This is a genomic window from Sphingobacterium olei (assembly GCF_005048855.1).
Lineage (GTDB): Bacteria > Bacteroidota > Bacteroidia > Sphingobacteriales > Sphingobacteriaceae > Sphingobacterium > Sphingobacterium olei.
This window is the reverse complement of record NZ_SUME01000005.1, coordinates 43,245-64,039: the sequence shown is the minus strand read 5'-3', so window position 1 is coordinate 64,039 and position 20,795 is coordinate 43,245. Positions and strand designations below refer to the sequence as shown.

The following is a 20,795-nucleotide window of genomic DNA, read 5'->3' as shown; positions in this document are numbered from 1 at the left end:
GGGAGATTGCAACCACAGAAAAAAAGTGCTAAAACCTTTCGAGACTAAAAGTTTTTCCACTTCTTATCTAGAAGCATCTTCGGTAAATCATAATTTCAAAGATTTAAATATGGCGTATTTATTTACTTCCGAATCGGTATCTGAAGGGCATCCGGACAAAATTGCGGATCAAATTTCAGATGCACTAATCGACAATTTCTTGGCATGGGATGAAGACGCCCGTGTCGCTATAGAGACATTAGTAACGACCGGACAAGTGGTGTTGGCTGGTGAAGTAAAATCAAAAATTTATCTAGATGTACAAAAGATCACACGTTCGGTGATCGAGCGTATCGGGTACACCAAGTCGGAATATATGTTTGAAGCAAATTCATGTGGCGTACTTTCGGCCATTCATGAACAGTCGGCTGATATCAATCAGGGCGTAGACCGTATTACGAGACAGGAACAAGGAGCAGGTGACCAAGGGATCATGTTTGGATATGCCAATAATGAAACAGACAATTTGATGCCATTAGCATTAGATTTGTCGCACCGTCTGCTATATGAATTAGCTGCATTGAGACGTGAAAATAAGGAAATAACCTATTTACGCCCCGATGCCAAATCCCAAGTGACACTGGAATACAGCGACGATCACAAACCGCAACGCATTGATACCATTGTAATTTCTACACAGCATGATGATTTTGCATCAGAAGAAGAAATGCAACAAAAGATCAAAGCAGATATTATAGCAATCTTACTTCCTCGTGTAAAAGCACAATTAAAACCTGAACTACAGGCTTTATTTAATGATGACATCAAATTTCACATTAACCCAACGGGAAAATTTGTCATTGGTGGCCCACATGGAGATTCCGGTCTAACCGGCCGGAAGATCATCGTCGATACTTACGGAGGCAAGGGAGCCCACGGTGGGGGTGCATTTTCTGGAAAAGATCCTTCAAAAGTAGACCGGTCGGCTGCATATGCCACACGACATATTGCTAAAAATCTAGTCGCTGCAGGAGTTGCCGATGAACTACTTGTACAAATTTCCTATGCCATCGGTGTGAAAGACCCAATGGGAATCTATGTTAATACCTACGGCACAAGCAAAATCGGATTATCAGACAGTGAAATCGCAAAAAAAATTTCTGACATATTTGATATGACACCGTACGGCATTGAAACACGTCTGGGATTACGTAATCCAATTTATTCGGAGACAGCAGCATATGGACATATGGGGCGCACACCGAAACGGGTTACTAAAACCTTTGAAAACTCCAATGGGGAAGTCAAAACTATTGAAGTAGACCTTTTCACATGGGAACGACTCGATTATGTGGATCGCATAAAAGAAGCATTTAACATTTAATCGCTCGCTATAGTAACACAAGAAAGAGGCTCTTTAAAAAAAGGGCCTCTTTCGTAGAATTTATTTGTTTATATTCGTTGATAAGACCCTAAACAAATAGCGATGAAAAGAAGAAATTTTATCAACAAATCCACAGCAGGTATGGCAGCACTTACGCTAACAGGTATAACAGCACAGTCCTGTACCTCTCCAACGAAAACACATGAACCGACACCCGGCACAATTGTACACACGGTGTTCTTTTGGTTGCAAGAAGACTTAGGGGAAAAAGAGATTCAAAATTTTACGGGCTTTTTTGAGGCACTTCGAAAAATACCAACTATACAAAGTCTTCACTATGGAAAACCTGCGCCCACCACTCCGCGCGAAGTCGTCGACAACTCCTTTTCTTATAATCTGATCGTAACATTCGCAAATATCGATGACATCAATGTATACGAAACACACCCTATTCACCTTCAAGCGATTGAAAAATACAGTCACCTATGGACAAAAGTAAGGGTCTCGGACACAATATTGGAGGGTTGAAGTTAAACAATTGCGAAAGTTTATATCATACCCCTGGCTTTAATCTCCAGATATTTGTTTATCGAATTAATACTCAAATCTGCCGGATTTGTATAGATAGTCTGTAAACCATTTCTATTCAGTTCCTGAATAATTAGTTGCTTTTCGTACACAAATTTTTCGGCAATAATCTTATTATAAATATCACTTATTGTGGAGGCTGGCTCTTTGGCCATATCAACCAACTCTGTATTCTTAAATACAACGACAACGACAATATGGCTTTTGCGAAGCATCCGGAGGTAAGGCAACTGCCGATGTAAAGCGTCTAAAGTTTCAAAATTGGTATACATGAATATCAAGGAACGCTTGTTGATATGCTGCCTTGCAAAAGCATAGAGATTTCCAAATTCGGACTCTTCGAATAAGGTTGAAACACCATATAACACATCGGAGATTTTTCGAATCTGATTATTTCTCTTCTCTGCCGGCACATGGTTATTGATTTCTTTTGAAAAAGTGAGCATACCCGCTCGGTCCTGCTTTAATATGGCGGTATTTGAAAGCACCAACGTGGCATTGATCGCGTAGTCTAACAAGGTCATTTCGTTAAAGGGCATCCGCATTGCTCGTCCTGTATCGATAAAAGAATAAATCGGCTGGGATTTCTCCTCCTGAAATTGATTTACCATTAGTTTACTATGCTTGGCCGATGCTTTCCAATTCATGTGCTTATATTCGTCGCCTCGCACATATTCGCGCACGTGATCAAATTCCAACGTGGAGCCAATCTTGCGAATGCGTTTTATGCCCAATTCTACAAGACGGTCTGTAGTGGCCAACAATTGATATTTTCGCATCTGGATAAAAGAAGGATAGCAAGGAATAACCCGATCTTCATCCAGCACAAATTTGCGCTGAAATAACCCCAAGTGTTTTACCAGTGCATTACAAACACCGAACTGGTATGTTCCACGTGTTACAGGTGTCAATTCAAATCGAATTTCCTTTTCATCATGCGCTTTGATCGAAATATAGAATTCATTATCCCGCAATTGTAGCTGCTCCGGGAACTCCTCCAATACGCTAACCTTTACCATCAGTGGAAATGTGCTCTTGATGCTTAAGAAAAAGGGATTTGCATCTCCATTGGACAATTTCTCCGGGTAGTTTCTGTTCAGCAACACCTTATTTTTGGGAAAATATAAAATAAGAAGATCCCATGTACAGACTACAAACCAGCTCCAAATGAGTATATCCGCCACCATGCGAAATTCCTGCATATAGGCCGATAGAACGTACAGCGCCGCAATACCCAAGAGGATATAAAAAAACAGATTTGTGATATATAATCTCTTAAAAATCTTCATTAACGTGGTATCTCTACACTTTCGATGATCTGGCGTACAATATATTCTGCGGAGAATCCTTCCATCTCCTTCTCCGGTGTGAGTTGTACGCGGTGTCCGAGCACAGAAGGAGCGACATACTTCACATCATCAGGTGTAATAAAATCGCGTCCCTGCAACGCTGCAAGCGCCTTAGCAGATTCTAAAATAGCAATGGAGGCCCGTGGAGATGCACCTAAGGTTAAATTTTGGTCTACACGCGTTTGCTGGATCGTTTGTGCGATATATTGGAGGATATCTTCATGCACATAAATCAATTTAACCAAATGCTGGAAATGAATAAGTTCATCAATGGAAAGCACAGGCTGCACAAGGTCTTCTTTATTTTTCGTCTTCTGTGCGTGGTGCTCCCTTAATATTTCGAGTTCCTGTTCATATGCCGGATAATGCACATCAATTTTAAATAAAAACCGGTCTAATTGAGCTTCTGGCAACCGATATGTTCCTTCGTGCTCAATGGGGTTTTGGGTAGCAAAAACGAGGAAGGGGCGAGTCAATGGATAGGTATGTCCATCCACCGTGACCTGATTTTCGCTCATACATTCAAACAATGCCGACTGTGTCTTGGCAGGAGCCCTATTAATTTCGTCGATGAGCACGATGTTTCCGAAAATAGGACCTTTCTTAAACTCAAATTCATTTGTTTTCAAATCCAGAATAGCCGACCCGGTAACGTCGGAAGGCATCAAATCGGGTGTAAATTGGATCCGCTTGAATTCGCTATTGATTGTTTTGGCAATCAGTTTGGCGGTTAGCGTTTTGGCTACTCCGGGCAAACCTTCTATTAGCGAATGTCCGCCAGCAAGAATAGAAACCAACAGCATGTTGATCACCTTGTCCTGCCCGATAATGACCTTCTTCACTTCTTGACGTACTTCCTCAAATTTGGAACGCAATACAGCTACATCTATTCGATTCTCGAACGCTGGCGTATATTTCTCCTGTATATTTTCTAATTCGTTCATATGATATTCGCTTTACTTTTAAAGTCTTCTATAATGTAATTAATGAATTTAACATCTTCAATGGTGAAGGTTTCCCGATGTCTATATTGATCGATATATGTGATTAACGATTGAGTTTCCGCTATATCTACCCCTGATTTACGTGAAAGATGCCTGATGAATTCCGGATTCATCAGATCCAATGTTTCCAACTGATAGCTGCTACGAATGGCATATAGAAAATAATCGATCTTTTTGAGAACAATATTTCCAGGCTTCCCATTTTCAAAGTACAGGGCACCTATGGTTTTCGCAAAGTCTCTTGAAAGATTCGGTTCTGGTGTAACAATCTTTACGGCCCGCTGTTCGCGCTTACTCTTAAAAAGCAAAAGCAGCAGCAATCCTATCAATAGTAGATACCAGGCTTGGCGAAAACCAGATTGAGAGAGCACTACACGGAGTGGTGATCGCGACACTGCGCTATCGTAATAATTGTCGATCCAAAGTATATTTTTGTACGTAATGACCTGCAGCGCTTTACTTGAATAGCGGTAGCCCGGCTCGGTCAACATGTTATAATTCGTGAATACAGACGGCGAAGCATGCAAGTAGAAATGTCCTTTACCAAACGAAACTTTAATAAAATTAGGTATCGATCTCCCCCTTGCATGTAAATTGCCCAAAATAGTACAATGTTTGCTATTCAATTTAGTGAATACCGTAAAATCAGTTACTTTTTCCAATATGATGCGAGCCGTATCACCCGCTAATGAGTAAGTCACACTTTTATCCGACGGAAAAAAAATCGAGTGCCGCAGCTCTTCCTGTGCTATTCCTAATGTATCTAATAGCCATTCGTCAAAATACAGGGTAGACACAAATACTTCTCCGCCATTGCCCACGAAATTTAAGAGCGGTTCCATTTTCGTGTCGCCATAAGTACCATAATCCAGAATATCTATTAGTGCCGTATGATACGCCTTGAGACTATCAAGCTGTTCAATTTCTTCGTAAGCAGTACGTTTCGTATCATCGATTTTCTTTTCCGTTCCAAAAATAGATGACAGCTCCTGATGGAGCACATACAAGCCGAACGGAATTTTGTCACGCTGATCAAAGGTTGGTGTCCAATTTACCGGCCGATTGGTTCCGGCATCAATAAGCGCAATTCCGCCTAATACGACAATAAAGAAAACTAAAATCATCCCCCTGTTCATGCCCATTTCTTTTGAAATTGGTGGAACACCTGTGCATAGTGGTCGTACTCTTTTTTCCCGATCGGGAATTTTCCAAACCAGACGTGATCGAAGATAGCGACACTCTCCTGAAACGATCGTTTCAATTCTTCATTACCGATTTCTTCCGACAATTCCATATTCGTCTTGGTATGTTTCCAATCGATAACACCTTTTCGGGAAAGTACCTGAATATTGAGTAATTGTTGGTATCGAATCGCCAATGGAAAATTTTCGTTTTTTAATGCCTCACTGATATAATCCTGCACACGGACATGCATTAAGTTTCGTTCGACAAACTGTACTTGTTCCTCTTCTTCAATTTCTTCGTCTTTCAAATAGACAACCAGCTTATTTCTATTGAAAATGAGTTTATACACCAGAAATAGAAATATAATAGCCCCCATTGCACCTAATATATAGAAAAAGGGTTTGTTTACAGCGGTTTTAGATTTGGGAAATAAATCTTCCAGTAACTTCATAATACGATTCAGGATCGTGTCTACAAAGTTCATCTTCTGTGCCACGCTCTCGGAGTACACAAAATCTTTCTCTTGGTATTTAGCAATCAGTTGCTCAAAAGTCTGCGTATTTGTATTCACTAAATAGGCTGCGGACGGTATAGAATCGTAATATCTGCTCTGCCAATATTCATGCACCTCGATCGTATCAGAGGCTTCATCGTCTTCGAGTACCTCGAATTGTTGAGAAAAGGACTGAAAACTGATTAAACAAAGTAACAACAACGACAACCTATGCATGATTACTCCTTCCGATTTTAGAAATCTTCTCGAAGATATCCTCTCCATATTTCAGCTCTTTCGCCGTCTCGTAAATGATTCCGTAGCTCATAACTGCTAACATGGCATATACAATACTAAATAGCGTCAACACGCTTCCGCCCAACGACATCAGCATTCGACCATAAAATGTATTAAAAAAATCGGAATTGAACTCCAATGAATTATAAGCAATCAAACCGATAACAAGAGAAGGGATCAGGACGACCAGGCTAAGCAAGGATTGGAACAAGAAGCTCACGACATAAGACGCTACGCCGTATTCAAAAGCTCTTCTTTTTAACATCGAAAATGAGGACAGAAAACAATCCGTTAAGTCGTCGTACCCTTCTCTGTAAAGTAGAAAAGCACAAAAGTACCACAAGCCAATCATAGCATAAAATATACCCAAGCCTACAGAACCTACCAGTGGAATAAAGACACTTAAAAAAGTTACGATTCCAATCGGAATAATAGCGATAATAGAAACAATAAAAGCCACTAATAAAAATCGTATATACTTTGCCATATTGTCCTTAAAATTTCGCAATACATCCTTTTCGTCAAATCCCAACGCTCGAGTATCCCTGATCAATAAAAAGTATTCTATTGCGAATCCAAAAGCAATCAACGCCGTAAAGGAAAGTATGATAAATGCGAATCCAATGTTAGCAAATAGATCAACAGAGAAGCTGGTAGATAGATTGTATTTAGTAGAGATATAATAGGAAACCAATATCATGATACAAATAGGCAAGAACAAAAGCCGAATCATCACTTTAGCACAGTGCCCCAAAATAATCTTAAGCAAATTAATAAAGTCTTGAACAAACTCTCCTAGCTTGCGTTCCCGTTTAAATTCAAAATCCATCAATTCCATTCGTGTTTTTTTGCCATTTGCCTCGGTTTAATAATATAGGTATATATTATAGCAAATAATGATAAGGTAATAACGAAGATACTCAGCCACACCGAAACCTGATAATATCTCGTCACAAAACCTTCTAATGTCCCGGCGACGATGAAAAAAGGAATCGTACTAATCAACACCTTTGCCGCTCGTTTTACAGTTTTTCTGAACGATTCTAACCGCGTATATGATTTCGGAAACAAGATGCTGTTTCCTATCGCCAGTCCGCATCCACCAGCAATGACGATAACGGATAGTTCTATCGTGCCATGTATCCAGATAGCGGTCAATGCCTCCTGGAGTACACCATATTTATAAAATAAATAATGGAACGACCCTACCATTATGCCATTACTAAAAAGAATAAAACCCGTCCCTATACTTACAAAAATACCATAGATAAAAGCAAGAAACGCCACTTTAATGTTGTTAATAGTGATAAAAAGTGCACCACCGAAGCTATCCCCCTGTTGATATACCGCAGCAGGGTTACCCGCTTTTATATTGTCAATGGTCATATTAACATAGGCATCACCCATTATCAAACGCACAAAGTGTTCGTCGTATTGGGAAGAGACAAACCCTATCGTATTCGCCAATAAAAATAGTAGTAACGAATAAATCATCGGTCGTCGGATCTGCCAAATTGCTTCGTATATTTCATACTGGAAGAAATGGATCAGTTTATTATTGGAAGATTTTTGATCCTTATAAATGATCTGGTGGGCACGAATTGCCAATTCATTCAAATATACCCTAGTCTTACTTTTAGGATAAAATGTTTGTGCGTACGCTAGGTCGTTGGTCAGCTCGATATAGTTTGTTGCAAGAATATCAGGGTCAACTTCAGATTTATTTGCCAAGTTATTTTCAATTGACACCCATTTTTCTTTATTTCGTTCAATAAAGGATGCTTCCCGCATAATTTAAATTTATAGTACCTATTTCAAACTTAGATAAAATGCTTTGCATTTACAAGTTGCATATAAAAGCTAATTTAGCTAAGTTTATGTGATATGAACAAGCTGTACATTAATACCCCACAAAATGTAAAATTTGAATACAAATTGGCTTCCTTGGGCGCTAGGGTACTGGCTTTTGCCATTGATTACGGCATTATCATCACCTATTTTATTTTTATATTCCTTTTGCTTGCTTTGTCCGGATTTCTTGACAGCAAAGACAGTTGGCTCATAATGGGTATCGTGTCCTTAGCCTCTCTCCCAGCTATTTTTTATACACTCATTCTGGAAACGGCTATGGAAGGTCAGACCGTAGGCAAACGGTTAATGAAAGTAAAAGTCGTAAAGATTGATGGGACACGCGCTACATTTTATCAATATTTTATCCGATGGATCAGCAATACCGTGGATATCTTTTTAAGTATGGGCGGATTGGGTATACTGAGTATCATTCTTACGAAGAATAGTCAACGACTTGGCGATTTAGCCGCTGATACCACCGTAATTAATATTAAGGAAGATCTGAACTTAAAGGTAACGCTGTTTGAAGAGCTAACAGCGGAACACCTGGTAACCTACCCGGAGGTAGTCAGGCTGACAGATCGGGATGTCAACCAGATTAAAGAAATTTTTGAAACCGCAAAAAGTCGAAAAAATTACGGTATTGTTTTAGCACTCGCCACACGCGTGGAGATCCTGTTGGGTATAAAATCGCAGCTTGCGCCAGAAGATTTTATACCCTTGATTATACAAGATCATTATTACATATACAGAGACAAATAACCTTCTAATATTATAAAGAGGCTGAGGCCGAGGATGTCTGTACTTGTCTGTCTACCTTCTTCACCAAGCCCTGTAATACATTACCCGGACCTACTTCCACAAAGGCTTCCGCTCCATCTGTCAACATATGCTGAACAGTTTGTGTCCATCGTACCGCTCCAGTCAATTGAGCGATCAGGTTCGCTTTTATCTGTGTCGGATCTGTATACGGTTTAGCATCTACATTCTGATAAATTGGGCAAGAAGGTGCTTTGATTTCTGTGGCCTCAATAGCTGCCTGCAACTCTACTTTCGCTGGCTCCATTAAAGGAGAGTGAAAAGCACCACCGACATTTAACTTCAGTGCACGTTTGGCACCTGCCTCCGTCAACAATGCACAGGCCTTGTCGACACCTACTATTGATCCCGAAATCACCAACTGTCCCGGACAGTTATAATTGGCAGCCACGACTACATCTTCAATCTGCACACAGATTTTTTCTACGGTCTCATCGTCTAAACCTAGTATTGCCGCCATTGTCGAGGGTTCTAACTCACACGCTTTCTGCATGGCGTTGGCACGTTGCGACACTAATTTTAAACCATCTTCAAAAGACAATGCACCCGCTGCGACTAAAGCGGAGAACTCACCCAATGAATGTCCGGCTACCATCGAAGGCTGGAAAGATGTTCCCAGAGCTTTCGCCAAGATAACCGAATGTAAAAATATCGCAGGTTGTGTAACGTTAGTCTGTTTCAAATCTTCGTCGGTTCCGCTAAACATGACATCCGTAATGCGAAATCCTAATATATCGTTTGCCTGCTCAAATAAGGCTTTCGACTCTTCGCTCGAAGTATAAAGATCCTGTCCCATTCCTACAAACTGAGCACCTTGCCCAGGAAAAATATATGCTGTTTTCATCTAAAAAATTAATAGGTAAAAAGTCAAAATTAAAAAATAAAAATTACAACGGCACAATCTATCAATCCTCAGGCACAAAAGCCAAAGATACCATCGTTGACTCGTCTAAAAATTCCTGAGATAAAGCCAGGATATCCATTGCACGTACTTCATCTATCTTCAAAAACACCTCTTCGAGCGAGATGACCCTATCGTAATCGATTATATTTTTCGCTTCGGCAATGATCATACTCATACGATTTTCTTCAGCAAGGGCGATCTGCCCCTTGAATTTCTGTTTGGCACGCTGCAACTGGTACGCTGAGATAGGCTGACTTTTGAGCGTATCAAGCTCTTTTTTTACTAAACGGACAGCCTTATTTAACTTCTCTTCATCCGTACCCAGATAGATACTAAAATTACCGGCATCACTATAAAGCGTTAGATTCGATTCAATAGTGTAAGCAATACCGTGCTTTTCACGGATTCCAAGGTTTAAGATGGAACTCATCCCAATACCGCCAAGCATATTGTTGAGCAATAACATGGCCGTTTTGCGGTCGTCGTAAATGCCGAAGGTCTGCTTACCCAACATGTAGTGGGCCTGATTAATCGGTTTATGTACAACGATGGTATTCGATTCGCCACCTGTAACTAGATCGTTTTCCTTGGTAGGTACATTTCTTTTGATCTTGCCAAAGATTTTATTGGCAACGCGTTCCATTTGTGATTTGGTATAACTGCCCGCTACAGCTATAATTATTTCTTCGGTATTGTAGTTAGAAAGCATGAAATCATAAACGTCTTTCTTGGCAATGCTCTTCAGATCAGATTCCAATCCCAGAATATTATGTCCTAAACCTGAATTTGCAAACATTAGATCCTCAAAATCATCCATGATAGACTCTTCCGGGCTATCCAGGTAGGAGGCGATTTCATCCAATATCACCCCTTTTTCTTTTTCCATTTCATGTTCCGGAAAAGTAGAATGAAAAAGTACGTCTTCAAATAAATCCAATGCCCTTTCTAAATAGGGATTCAAAAATGATGCATGAATACAGGTATATTCTTTAGTCGTATACGCATTCAGATCACCTCCTACCTGTTCCAATCGATTTAAGATTTGATTGGTAGAACGCCGTTCTGTACGCTTAAACAGTAAATGTTCAATAAAATGGGCAACACCAAACTTTCCCTCCAACTCATGACGCGATCCCGCGTTCACGATCATACACGTGTGGGTAATCGAAGAATCTTGTTGGTGTAATAATATGCGTATTCCGTTATCCAATCGGATAAGATTTAATTCCTGCATGGAAAAATGAAATTAAAATGTTTGCAAAGCTACATAATTAAATACAAAAACGGCCGAAGTATCCTTCAGCCGTTTCCGCTATTATGTGTGCAGTTACATTCTTGGCCGACGCATTCCTCCAGGAAACGAATTGCCCGTATCAGGTGCCATACCCGAAAACTTTTGTAGCTTGAAGGTAAAGGTAAGCATGAAGTAACGTGCCAATCGATTAGATTGTTGATCGACAATATAGTTTTCAGCTACTGTACGTGATACATTTGTTTGCTCGTTGAGCAAATCGAAGGCCTGTAAACGTAGTGTACCACGTTCTCCTTTTAAGAATCGTTGCTCGATATAGGTGTTGATAATAAAAGGATTTGCACCCACCGAGCCAAAACCACTGTTAAATGTTTTGGAAACATCTGCTCCAAAAATAGTGGTAGGCGTCAAGTTTACCGACCCTATAATAGTTGGGATCCAGGATTGCACATTTCGCGTTTCGTTTTGTAACGAATTCTTAGTGTGGTTAAAAACGTATCGAACACCCGGGTTGATTTCCAGATTCTCAGAAGGGTTATACCTAAAAAATAACCCTTGATTAAAAACCCAGTTATTCGCGATATTCTTATCTCCTACCAAAGCCAAGCTATCCACCGAGGTATACGAGATATTTCTATTATAGCTTATTCCACCCATCGCCATTATATTATAGGTTTTTTCATTTATTGATTTGCCATAATGATAAAAGGAGTTCACCCCGTACACATTATCGTCTTTTTCATTTAAGTAACGAACTTCTTGAATGAGACCCACAGAATCAGGTGAACTATCAATATACCGTTTACTAAAAGAAACAATCTTATCCGTTGTTAAATTTGAATTGATCATGGCAAAAAAGGTATTTCCCTTTTGGAAATCTCCAGAGCGGTAGCGCACGCGTAATTGATGACCAAACTCCGGATCCAATTCCGGATTACCAAAAGTAATATTTGTACGGTTGGTCGTTACTTCAAATGGCAATATCTGCGAAACAGACGGCTCATTCGCGCGACCGGAATAGTTTATAGAGATATTAGATTGTCGTGAAAATTTATACTCAAACCGTGCAATGGGAATAAAATTAAAATTCTTGCGATCAATAATAGCTACCTCTGAACCGCTAAATGCTTCTCCATTCAATATAGATGGCTGTACGGAAGCACCTAGTGAATATTTAATTTTGTCGTTGTTAAACGCATAACTTGCACCAACGCGATGAGTAGAGAAGGAATAATCGTAATCATAGTCGAAGTTTAGTTTCGGATTTGGATTTAATGTTCCGTCTTGAAATCTAGCCTCTTGACTGTTGTTATTATCGTAGTCATTGACATTCAAATCATAGGAAACTTCAAGTCGGCCAAATTCGCTTAATGGCTCCGTGTAGGATACAGAAGAACCTGCATTCCAACTTTTATTGCGAACCGCTTGGAACGTCCGCTCATAAATCTCACTCATATCGGCATCGGTATTGTTCGGATCGGATACGAGACGATCTAACTCGCGGTCGTAATCATTTTGCGTGTTTGCGTTGTCGTAGTTAAAATTAAAAAATAGATTTCTGCCTTTGTCATTCAATTTACGGTTATATAGTCCGCTGATGCTATAACGTGGCGAATGCGTATCGGTCAAGGTGGTTTGATTTTGATAATTGTTTAGCACGTCATTCTCGAATAAGGAAGAACTCGCAAACGAACTTCCATCATTTTTATCAAAGCCAAACTGAGGTGTTAATTTTATATAATCTTTGTCCGTAATATTCCACTCTAAATTGGCTTCAAAACGATGATTAGCACGAATATTATTATCATCCTGATCGGATTCCTCTTTTAGGTTTTGGCCGATATATTCGGTAAAAGAACTAGAAAGGGTGGTATTATCATCCCTACCAAACGAATAACTTCCGTATACTTTTAATGTTTCACTAAAATCATGGCGGATATTTAAACCGATCGAACCGGTATTTGTCAACCCGTCCGAACCGCCGAACATACCACCACCACGACCTCCCCCACCCTGTCTACGACGGGCACCTCCTCCCGAAGTACTAAAATCAAACAACTGTGCATTCATGTTATTCAAATTTCCAAGTACAGAAACCTGTGTCTTGTCGGTCATCCCCATCCACATCGCTGTCGCTTGATACCGCTCCTCGGTACCCGCACCGACACGAAGCGTGGTCATGTATCCTTTATTATACTGCGGGTCAATCTGGATATTAATGATTTTTTCCGAATCTCCGGTTTTATTTCCGGTCAGATTTGCCATATCGCCGTAATCATCAACCACTTGGATCTTCTCAATAATATTTGCAGGCAGGTTTTGAGTAGCTGTTTTGACATCTCCGCCGAAGAAATCTTTACCATTGATGCGCACTCTTGTAATGGCTTCGCCTTGCGCGGTAACGTTTCCGTCTTTGTCGACTTCTACCCCTTGCAATTTTTTCAGCGCATCTTCTGCTACAGAGCCCTCTCTTAATTTTAAATCTTTGGTACCGTATTCCACGGTGTCGCCTTTTACCTGTACCGTAAGCACCCCGCTGACCACTACCTCCTCAAGCATATTCGGAATTCCTTTAAGTTCAAAAGACGGGATAATCATTTTCTGTTCACCTATCGGAAAGGTAAACTCCTTTTCGAAGGGCTCGAATCCTAAGCTCGCGATCCGGATTTTAAACTGATTACCCTTTACATTATTGAATGTATATATACCCGCTTGGGAAGAACTTGTTCCTAACGAATCTTGATCCGACACTAATAACACTGAAGCTCCAGCCACTATACGTGAAAGCGAATCTCTCAGCATACCTTGCACTATCTTTCCGGTCTGCGCATGGATAGAACCCGTACCCATAAACAAGAAGATAAGAATTAAGGATTTTAATAAACGACTCATATTATTTGATTTTCTCTTCATTTTACTATTTCACTTTACCAAAGATCCATACATCCGTTTTGAATTTATAGGGATTACGGATGGATGCCGTGGGTTGAACTCTACCGTACACGGAGTATGGTGTATTGACAGACCTATTCTTGGCCATCTTCTGTAGTTGAATAAATCTATTATTAACGACAAGCTGTACCGCAACTTCATCTTCCTTAAATTGAATAAGCTCTAACGGAATCAACGACTCATATATAAGGTTCTCATTGCTGTCCAGTTTCACAACAGCCTTAACACCATAGCTATTTTCAAAAGAAAGAAGTCCGTCTACCACTCTTGAAAAACCGTTCAGGTAGTATCCCCTCGAGCTATTTAATAGTTCCTGTTGAAGTGTCAAAACATTCAACTCTTCATCTTGAGCCAATGCACGCAACCGCTCCCTATCTGGAAAGGGGTATATCAGCTGGGCACCATCTTTCTTTTTACCCGTATAACTGATGTTCACAATGATGCCGTTTCGGATGGCTTCCTGCCTCAACGTGGGATCCTGGACACGTACCGCAACCAACAACTTATTTTCCTCCTTCACGATACCAAATGACCAAGCGTCGCCTTCTACAGGAATTAATTGATCATTCCATTCGTTAAGATCACCATCCACCGTGATATTGGATATTGATTGAAAGGTATACACATCCGACTTTTTCTTCTGCGAAAAAGAGGCAAATGGTAAGCTTCCCATAACTAATAATACCCAAAATTTATTCATCGTCGAATTTATCTGTACTTTTATATAACAAAAACTGTGAAACTTATTTTAAACAAGTCCATATCTTTGTACAAAAGAACAAATAAGTAACGTAAATTAATGTTAACGACATTATATCACAGATAAGTTACACTTTTACACAAGAATACGATGTTACTATCTCATTTTCAGCACACCTATATTGAAGCCGGTTGCGATGAAGCAGGACGAGGATGTCTCGCCGGACCTGTTTTTGCGGCAGCCGTGATATTTCCGCCTGAGTACTGCAATCCCATACTGAACGATTCGAAGAAACTGTCTGAAAAAAAACGAATGGAATTGCGCCCGATCATTGAGAACGAAGCTTTGGCCTTTGCTGTAGCCAGCGTCTCCCCGCAAGATATTGATAAAATCAATATTCATAATGCTTCATACAAGGCCATGCATCTGGCGTTAGATGCCTTAGCCGTAAAAGCAGAATTCATTATTGTCGATGGCAATAGGTTTATACCCTATCAGGATATAACACATGAGTGTATTATAAAAGGAGATGGAAAATACCTGTCTATAGCTGCTGCTTCTATTTTAGCCAAAACCTATCGGGATGATTTCATGATCCATCTGGCCGGAAAGTATCCGTCGTACGACTGGAAATCCAATAAAGGGTATCCAACCATCGCGCATCGCCAAGCTGTATTACAGCATGGCTTCACACCCCATCACCGCAAGACATTCCGTGTTACGGATCCACAACTAAAACTTTTTTAAACCAGAAGGGGATCAATATAGTAGCTGCAACTATTGATCCCCTTTCTCAATACCGTTACCGGTTTTCCTCTTTAAGCTTTTTTAGGTTGTCGTTTCCTGTTCGTATACCATACGGCCGCAATCAGTCCGACGACTAAAACAATAGAAGCTATCAAAGAAACCAAGTTGCTGATGCGCATGGTCGAAGGGGCAAAAATGAATTCTACCTTATGATTTCCTCCCGGCAGCTGTAATGCCCTTAGTATATAATCCGCTCGTAAAATAGGCGCTTCTTCACCATCTATATACGCTTTCCATCCTTTCTCATAGTACACCTCAGAGAATACGGCAAAGGCATCATGAGGTGCCGAATACTCGTACTTCAAGGTATCGGGGTGGTAGCTTACCAAATTGATCGCTGCGTTCCCGGGTTGTCCCAAACGCCCTGCACTAATTTTATTTCTAAACTCTTCATGCACAAAAGCTTCCTTTAACGGATCGAAACTACTGATGGCTTGCATTTCCTGTGCATTGTCTTTTACGAAAGTTACTTTCTCTACAAACCAGGCATTGCCTGTCGCCGTGCTTCTCCGTTGAATCCGTTCAGCCCCGTTTGAAGGATCTTTCGTCATGATATAACGCACATTGAACATATCCAATACGTCTTCATTAATTGCACCATTAAACTGATGTTCCAAAATCTCTTGAAAACGCATCAGTTTTGCGGCATGGTACCCGCCTAGATTCTTGTGGAAATAGGAAGCATGTGCATCTGAGAACGGGTTTGTCGTTAAATCCAAAACACGGTAACTCGGATCCTTATCCATTCGAATCAGCTGATCCACTTCTTTCTCGTCGATCGGTCTTTTCGTCAACCGTTCTTCTATAAATGAATTATCATTTAAGTAGCGTTTATCCACCGACCATAAGTCTACCAATGTTACAATTCCTAGGATAGCGATAAACACCGTGGACGTTAACTTTTTCTTGTAGAGCCCCCATACTGACGCGAAAATTAAAGCCACGATAAATAGGGAGCGCCAAGCATCGGCAGAAGCAAGTGCAGCACGATCCTTTACCAATGCACTGCCCAATTGCTGTCCCATATTCGCATCACCAAGTTGTTGGCCTAATCCGGCAACAAGTTCGTTGTGATTAGACGATCTGAAATTCAAAAACAGGTCGGGCAGAAGGGCCACAAGTAGACAAAATCCCCCCACGCCTATAAAAGTGTACAATATTTTCTTATCTAGTTTAGGGATCTCCTGTGTCCGATCCATCAGCTCCTGTACCGCCATAACAGCTAGGAGTGGAATAAGAATAGAGACAATGACCAAAATAGATTCTACTGCCCTAAAGTTATTATATAAAGGTACATAATCGAAGAAAAGATCAGATACCAATGGAAAATGTCGCCCTAAAGCCAATAAAATGATGAGTGCAGACGTAGCGAGAATCCACCATTTCAAACGATCCTTAACAAGGATAATTCCCAATACAAACAGAAAGAAAATCCCCGCTCCAAAGTACCAGGGTCCTGAGGTAAATTGTTTCTCTCCCCAATACGTTGGTATATATTGCGCAAACTGTACCGCTTGTACTTCGGGCACACCAAGGCCCGTAAGAAACTTAACGGCATTCGACTCTTTACCGAGGACACCTTGCGACTTACCCCCATAAGCATTTGGAATAAGAAAGGTAATATTTTCGCCAACCCCCTGGCTCCAGGCATAGGCATATTCCCTATCCAGACCACCATCTTTTGCCTCACCGTCAACTTTTACAATATTAGCTTTACCGCGCGTAGTAAGTTTACTGTATTCATAAGTCGGGAATAGCACCGAAGCATTCACCAACACCGCAATTACCGCTGCTGCAAGTTGCACTGCAGTTGCTTGTGCAAATTTGGGCAACTTTTTATCACGAATAGCATAGTACAATTCAAAACCGACCAATACCAACATCGCAATAAACAGATAGTACGTCATTTGGATATGATTCGTTCGAATCTCTAAAGACAAGAAGACGGCCAATAAAACAGATCCCCATAATCGATTGCCTCGATAACACAAGATAATAGCTCCTATTATCGGTGCCATATACGCTATGGCATAGGCTTTATTAACATGCCCTGCTTCTATGTAAATAAAATTATAAGATGAAAATGTCATCGCGATGGCACCTACGGCAGCTAGCCATGGTCTCACACGTAGTACACTGAGCAGAAAATAGCCTCCCAATAAGTAGATCAGTATCACGTCTGCCGGCAACGGGAACACTAATTTAATGGCCCTATTGATATAGGTCGTTACATTGGATGCGTGCTCATACCATATCTGATAAGTAGGCATACCGCCAAACATGGAGTTTGTCCATTCAGGAGCATGCCCATCTTTCTCCTTATAGTCAAAGATCTCTTTCTGACTACCTAAAGCCTGTACAACGTCATGTTGTGCTAAAGCTTTACCCTGCCATAGCGGAGAAAAATAAAAAATTACCAACAATATAAATATGGCAACTATAATAAGATGTGTCGAGTTTTCCTTAAACCAGTTTTTCATCAGATACATTTCTTTTTAAAAGTGATGAAGCTATCATGAGCATATTTATTTGCCTTGTGCAACTGCTATACTTACGACGGTTCATATATAATTTAATGGTTATGTTTTTCCGTATGGCCAAAAATAGATAAATGATTTTAATATTCCCTAACTATAAAAAGCTAGTTTCCTTTTTCGATCAATTTTTTTATATCGGAAAGTTCACCAAATAACACCAAAATATCGTTTTCATGTAATATCGTATCCGATTTAGCAATTCCTGACGCTTTTTTGCTGACTGTGCTCTTTCCTTTCTGTGTCTTCTCTGATAGATGTATCGTGGTCAAGACAATTACCTTATACTTATTCGTCAAATCTGCATCTTTTAACGTGAGTCCGATATACTTAGCGGGGACTTTGGTCTCAATAATACTATATTTGTCTGATATCTTGAAGGAGTCAACGATATCAATATTATCTAAGCGCAATGCCAGGCGCTCGGCAGCTTCTTCCTCCGGCATGATATATTCATCGATCTGCATAGCTTCCAACACGGTTTTTTGCAAATCAGATACAACCCGGCCAATGATCCGCTTTACATTAAACTGTTTAATCAGTGCTGTAGTGAGCAAAGAGGCTCCCTCATCTTCACCTATAGCAATTATGACGGCATCACTATCCTTTAGGGGTAATGAGCCTACCGCATCTTTATCCGTCGTATCCATACATACCGTATGTGTGATTCGGTCTTTAAATTGTTCGACAATAGTGAGACTTTTATCGGCAGCAATCACTTCGTGTCCCAACTCGGTCAAACGAATCGCTAAGGATCTTCCAAAGTGTCCTAGTCCTAAAACAATATATTTCATCTGGTTTTCTTAATTTCATTTCTTCGGTTGCCCCTTTGATGACTACAATAATCATCAAAGGGGCAACTATTTATTTTTTATCTGTCAGACTCAGCGGGGAGAAAATTAGAATAATATCTTTTCCGATGCATAAATATAACTCTTGTTCTTGATATTTTTTATAAATGCGACCAGAAGTGTTAGTGTACCAACCCGTCCTACAAACATCGTAAATATTATAATAATCTTGCCCGGGCTGCTTAGTGAAGCTGTAGCACCCAAGCTTAAACCGCACGTGGAGTACGCAGATACCGTTTCAAATAACAGTATCTTCATTTTTTGTTCAGGTTCTGTAAAACTCAGCAGTGTAAAGGACAACGTAATAGTTATTAAGGAAAGGATAATGATAGCGAAAGCTTTGTTAACAGATTCGGCAGCAATACTTCTCCTGTAGATTTCTAAGGAATCTTTACCTCGCGCTAATGACAGTATATTCATCAACGCTATAGCCACCGTTGTCACTTTTACCCCGCCGCCCGTTGAACCTGGCGCAGTACCAATCCACATCAATGTCGTTAACATAATCAAAGTAGGAGCAGTAACCAGATTTGGGTCTACACTATTAAAACCCGCTGATCGTGACGCATTTGCCATAAAAAACGAAGTTACCCATTTACCAATCGACGTGCGATCTTCTACCAGAGTATGATGTTGCTCCATCACAAAATATGAAACTGTTGCTAATACCAATACGATCATATTGCATGAAAGAATGAACTTTGTGTTAAAAGAGAATGATTGGGGCCGATGAACATGCTTTTGATTAAAAAAGATCGTCCCTAGTACACCTCTTAATTTATCCTTGATATAGGTATAGAAGTTAAATATTGTACTAAATCCTAAACTTCCAATAACAAATAAAAGGGAAAGCGCGATCTGAAAACCATAATTATACCTGTAGGCATCATTCATCACGCCGTCCTTGATAATGGTAAAACCCGAATTACAAAAAGAAGAGATCGCATGGAAAGCACAGAAAAAGACTTTCTCTCCTAAACTATCAAATGCCACATTGTCGAGTGAAATAAAAATAAATACCCCCCCGATAAACTCGAAGAGCAGCGTAATGAATATAATGGTTAATAAGGTCGATATGACAGCATTTAATTTCTTCTCGCCCAATATTTCTCCAAACATGAGCTGGTTTTTAAATGAAAATCCGCCCGAAAAAAAATAGCCAAAGAAACCTGTAAATGTCATGATCCCCAAGCCGCCAACCTGTACCAACAGCATAATGACCCCCTGTCCAAATAGCGAAAAATTTGCAGAGATATCGGTCACTGTCAATCCAGTAATGCATACTGCACTAGTCGCCATAAAAAAAGCATCTACAAAACTCAAGGGTGCAATTAAAGTCGTTCTTGGCAACATAAGTAGAACGGTACCGATAAGAATAAGGCTCAGAAAGCTGATGACAAATAATATGGTCGGATTAAAATAAAAATTGTCAAAGAAGAGGCTACTTTTAGATAGCTCGGATAAAAACACGACGGCAATTCCCACATACATCCACTCATCTTTTGCAAAAAAAGATAGTGCCGGTTCATTCGAAACACGGACGAGCATAATGAATAGAAAGTAAAAAATAACCAGAATACCGGAGTAATTGGAAACATTGATTTTTTTGAAGACAAAAATCAATGCGGTAATCCGGATAAATTCTAAGAAGAAAAGCGTATAAAACATGCAACGAATTGCGATTTCAGTTTTAGCGGCTATATCGGCATTTGTAATGTATCCAACGTGAACAATAACTGTAAATGCGCAAATCATGCTCACATAGAACATGATTTGATTAACTACTTTTTTGCGATATTTGAATACAAACTTTAAAAAGCTAACGAGTACTTCCATAACACAAACA

At 40.1% G+C, this 20,795-nt stretch carries 17 protein-coding genes; 4 read left to right on the top strand and 13 right to left on the bottom strand.

The features are described 5' to 3' along the window. Nucleotides 1–109 precede the first annotated feature (109 nt). Both metK and FAZ15_RS12815 read left to right on the top strand, forming a co-directional pair. Nucleotides 110–1,363 (top strand): methionine adenosyltransferase, encoded by a 1,254-nt coding sequence (gene metK, locus FAZ15_RS12820; RefSeq protein ID WP_136901719.1) that lies wholly within the window; start codon nt 110–112, stop codon nt 1,361–1,363. Between the two features lie 102 nt (nt 1,364–1,465). Further along, complete coding sequence (locus tag FAZ15_RS12815) at nt 1,466–1,891, top strand: Dabb family protein (protein ID WP_136901718.1); 426 nt, start codon at nt 1,466–1,468, stop codon at nt 1,889–1,891. 20 nt (nt 1,892–1,911) lie between these two features. Here the strand turns inward: FAZ15_RS12815 and FAZ15_RS12810 are convergent, their stop codons facing one another. The 6 genes from FAZ15_RS12810 to FAZ15_RS12785 are packed head-to-tail and all read right to left on the bottom strand — an operon-like array spanning nt 1,912 to nt 8,070. Continuing rightward, nucleotides 1,912–3,240, bottom strand: a complete 1,329-nt coding sequence (locus FAZ15_RS12810) for a DUF58 domain-containing protein (RefSeq protein WP_238387244.1) — start codon at nt 3,238–3,240, stop codon at nt 1,912–1,914. Beyond that, nucleotides 3,240–4,244: an AAA family ATPase gene (locus FAZ15_RS12805; RefSeq protein ID WP_136901717.1), complete on the bottom strand. Its 1,005-nt coding sequence runs from the start codon at nt 4,242–4,244 to the stop codon at nt 3,240–3,242. The genes FAZ15_RS12810 and FAZ15_RS12805 overlap by 1 nt, the downstream gene beginning before the upstream one ends. Further along, nucleotides 4,241–5,428 carry a DUF4350 domain-containing protein gene (locus FAZ15_RS12800; RefSeq protein WP_238387243.1) on the bottom strand — a complete coding sequence of 396 codons (1,188 nt, stop codon included), beginning with the start codon at nt 5,426–5,428 and terminating at the stop codon, nt 4,241–4,243. Before FAZ15_RS12800 ends, FAZ15_RS12805 begins: the two co-directional genes overlap by 4 nt. 8 nt (nt 5,429–5,436) lie before the next feature. After that, nucleotides 5,437–6,219, bottom strand: coding sequence for a hypothetical protein (locus FAZ15_RS12795; protein ID WP_162304936.1), 783 nt, complete (start codon nt 6,217–6,219; stop codon nt 5,437–5,439). Next, the gene (locus FAZ15_RS12790) at nt 6,212–7,108 is read right to left on the bottom strand and encodes an ABC transporter permease (RefSeq protein ID WP_136901714.1); all 897 of its coding nucleotides are present in this window, start codon (nt 7,106–7,108) and stop codon (nt 6,212–6,214) included. The genes FAZ15_RS12795 and FAZ15_RS12790 overlap by 8 nt, the downstream gene beginning before the upstream one ends. Next, on the bottom strand, nt 7,108–8,070 hold the full coding sequence (locus FAZ15_RS12785) for a stage II sporulation protein M (RefSeq protein WP_136901713.1): 963 nt from the start codon (nt 8,068–8,070) through the stop codon (nt 7,108–7,110). Before FAZ15_RS12785 ends, FAZ15_RS12790 begins: the two co-directional genes overlap by 1 nt. A gap of 93 nt (nt 8,071–8,163) precedes the next feature. Here FAZ15_RS12785 and FAZ15_RS12780 point away from each other — a divergent pair, with 93 nt between their 5' ends. Continuing rightward, complete coding sequence (locus tag FAZ15_RS12780) at nt 8,164–8,892, top strand: RDD family protein (RefSeq protein ID WP_136901712.1); 729 nt, start codon at nt 8,164–8,166, stop codon at nt 8,890–8,892. Nucleotides 8,893–8,902: 10 nt separating this feature from the next. Here the strand turns inward: FAZ15_RS12780 and fabD are convergent, their stop codons facing one another. The 4 genes from fabD to FAZ15_RS12760 form a co-directional block, all read right to left on the bottom strand. Beyond that, entirely contained in the window at nt 8,903–9,793 is an 891-nt protein-coding gene (fabD, locus tag FAZ15_RS12775; protein WP_136901711.1) for an ACP S-malonyltransferase, read from the bottom strand. 61 nt (nt 9,794–9,854) lie between these two features. Next, nucleotides 9,855–11,087, bottom strand: coding sequence for a M16 family metallopeptidase (locus FAZ15_RS12770; RefSeq protein ID WP_136901710.1), 1,233 nt, complete (start codon nt 11,085–11,087; stop codon nt 9,855–9,857). A gap of 93 nt (nt 11,088–11,180) precedes the next feature. Further along, nucleotides 11,181–13,997: an outer membrane beta-barrel protein gene (locus FAZ15_RS12765; protein ID WP_136901709.1), complete on the bottom strand. Its 2,817-nt coding sequence runs from the start codon at nt 13,995–13,997 to the stop codon at nt 11,181–11,183. Nucleotides 13,998–14,022: 25 nt separating this feature from the next. Next, nucleotides 14,023–14,757, bottom strand: coding sequence for a hypothetical protein (locus FAZ15_RS12760; protein ID WP_136901708.1), 735 nt, complete (start codon nt 14,755–14,757; stop codon nt 14,023–14,025). A gap of 150 nt (nt 14,758–14,907) precedes the next feature. On the opposite strand from FAZ15_RS12760, the gene FAZ15_RS12755 reads away from it, so the two are divergent. Then, nucleotides 14,908–15,504 (top strand): ribonuclease HII, encoded by a 597-nt coding sequence (locus tag FAZ15_RS12755; RefSeq protein ID WP_136901707.1) that lies wholly within the window; start codon nt 14,908–14,910, stop codon nt 15,502–15,504. Between the two features lie 71 nt (nt 15,505–15,575). On the opposite strand, the gene FAZ15_RS12750 is transcribed toward FAZ15_RS12755, so the two are convergent. The 3 genes from FAZ15_RS12750 to FAZ15_RS12740 all read right to left on the bottom strand — a co-directional run bounded on the left by FAZ15_RS12750 (nt 15,576) and on the right by FAZ15_RS12740 (nt 20,785). Then, the gene (locus FAZ15_RS12750) at nt 15,576–18,044 is read right to left on the bottom strand and encodes a YfhO family protein (protein WP_136901706.1); all 2,469 of its coding nucleotides are present in this window, start codon (nt 18,042–18,044) and stop codon (nt 15,576–15,578) included. 161 nt (nt 18,045–18,205) lie between these two features. Then, on the bottom strand, nt 18,206–18,892 hold the full coding sequence (locus tag FAZ15_RS12745) for a potassium channel family protein (protein WP_136901705.1): 687 nt from the start codon (nt 18,890–18,892) through the stop codon (nt 18,206–18,208). Nucleotides 18,893–18,997: 105 nt separating this feature from the next. After that, a complete protein-coding gene (locus tag FAZ15_RS12740; RefSeq protein ID WP_136901704.1) occupies nt 18,998–20,785 on the bottom strand; it encodes a TrkH family potassium uptake protein in 1,788 nt (595 codons plus the stop codon). Nucleotides 20,786–20,795 lie beyond the last annotated feature (10 nt).

Excerpts from the sequence above, each read along its gene's own strand:
- FAZ15_RS12745 (WP_136901705.1), bottom strand. The coding sequence starts at position 18,892 with ATGAAATATATTGTTTTAGGACTAGGACACTTTGGAAGATCCTTAGCG.
- FAZ15_RS12780 (WP_136901712.1), top strand. The coding sequence starts at position 8,164 with ATGAACAAGCTGTACATTAATACCCCACAAAATGTAAAATTTGAATAC.
- FAZ15_RS12810 (WP_238387244.1), bottom strand. The coding sequence starts at position 3,240 with ATGAAGATTTTTAAGAGATTATATATCACAAATCTGTTTTTTTATATC.
- FAZ15_RS12795 (WP_162304936.1), bottom strand. The coding sequence starts at position 6,219 with ATGCATAGGTTGTCGTTGTTGTTACTTTGTTTAATCAGTTTTCAGTCC.
- FAZ15_RS12750 (WP_136901706.1), bottom strand. The coding sequence starts at position 18,044 with ATGAAAAACTGGTTTAAGGAAAACTCGACACATCTTATTATAGTTGCC.
- FAZ15_RS12805 (WP_136901717.1), bottom strand. The coding sequence starts at position 4,244 with ATGAACGAATTAGAAAATATACAGGAGAAATATACGCCAGCGTTCGAG.
- FAZ15_RS12755 (WP_136901707.1), top strand. The coding sequence starts at position 14,908 with ATGTTACTATCTCATTTTCAGCACACCTATATTGAAGCCGGTTGCGAT.
- FAZ15_RS12800 (WP_238387243.1), bottom strand. The coding sequence starts at position 5,428 with ATGATTTTAGTTTTCTTTATTGTCGTATTAGGCGGAATTGCGCTTATT.
- fabD (WP_136901711.1), bottom strand. The coding sequence starts at position 9,793 with ATGAAAACAGCATATATTTTTCCTGGGCAAGGTGCTCAGTTTGTAGGA.
- FAZ15_RS12815 (WP_136901718.1), top strand. The coding sequence starts at position 1,466 with ATGAAAAGAAGAAATTTTATCAACAAATCCACAGCAGGTATGGCAGCA.
- FAZ15_RS12740 (WP_136901704.1), bottom strand. The coding sequence starts at position 20,785 with ATGGAAGTACTCGTTAGCTTTTTAAAGTTTGTATTCAAATATCGCAAA.
- FAZ15_RS12765 (WP_136901709.1), bottom strand. The coding sequence starts at position 13,997 with ATGAGTCGTTTATTAAAATCCTTAATTCTTATCTTCTTGTTTATGGGT.
- FAZ15_RS12770 (WP_136901710.1), bottom strand. The coding sequence starts at position 11,087 with ATGCAGGAATTAAATCTTATCCGATTGGATAACGGAATACGCATATTA.
- FAZ15_RS12785 (WP_136901713.1), bottom strand. The coding sequence starts at position 8,070 with ATGCGGGAAGCATCCTTTATTGAACGAAATAAAGAAAAATGGGTGTCA.
- metK (WP_136901719.1), top strand. The coding sequence starts at position 110 with ATGGCGTATTTATTTACTTCCGAATCGGTATCTGAAGGGCATCCGGAC.
- FAZ15_RS12760 (WP_136901708.1), bottom strand. The coding sequence starts at position 14,757 with ATGAATAAATTTTGGGTATTATTAGTTATGGGAAGCTTACCATTTGCC.
- FAZ15_RS12790 (WP_136901714.1), bottom strand. The coding sequence starts at position 7,108 with ATGGATTTTGAATTTAAACGGGAACGCAAGCTAGGAGAGTTTGTTCAA.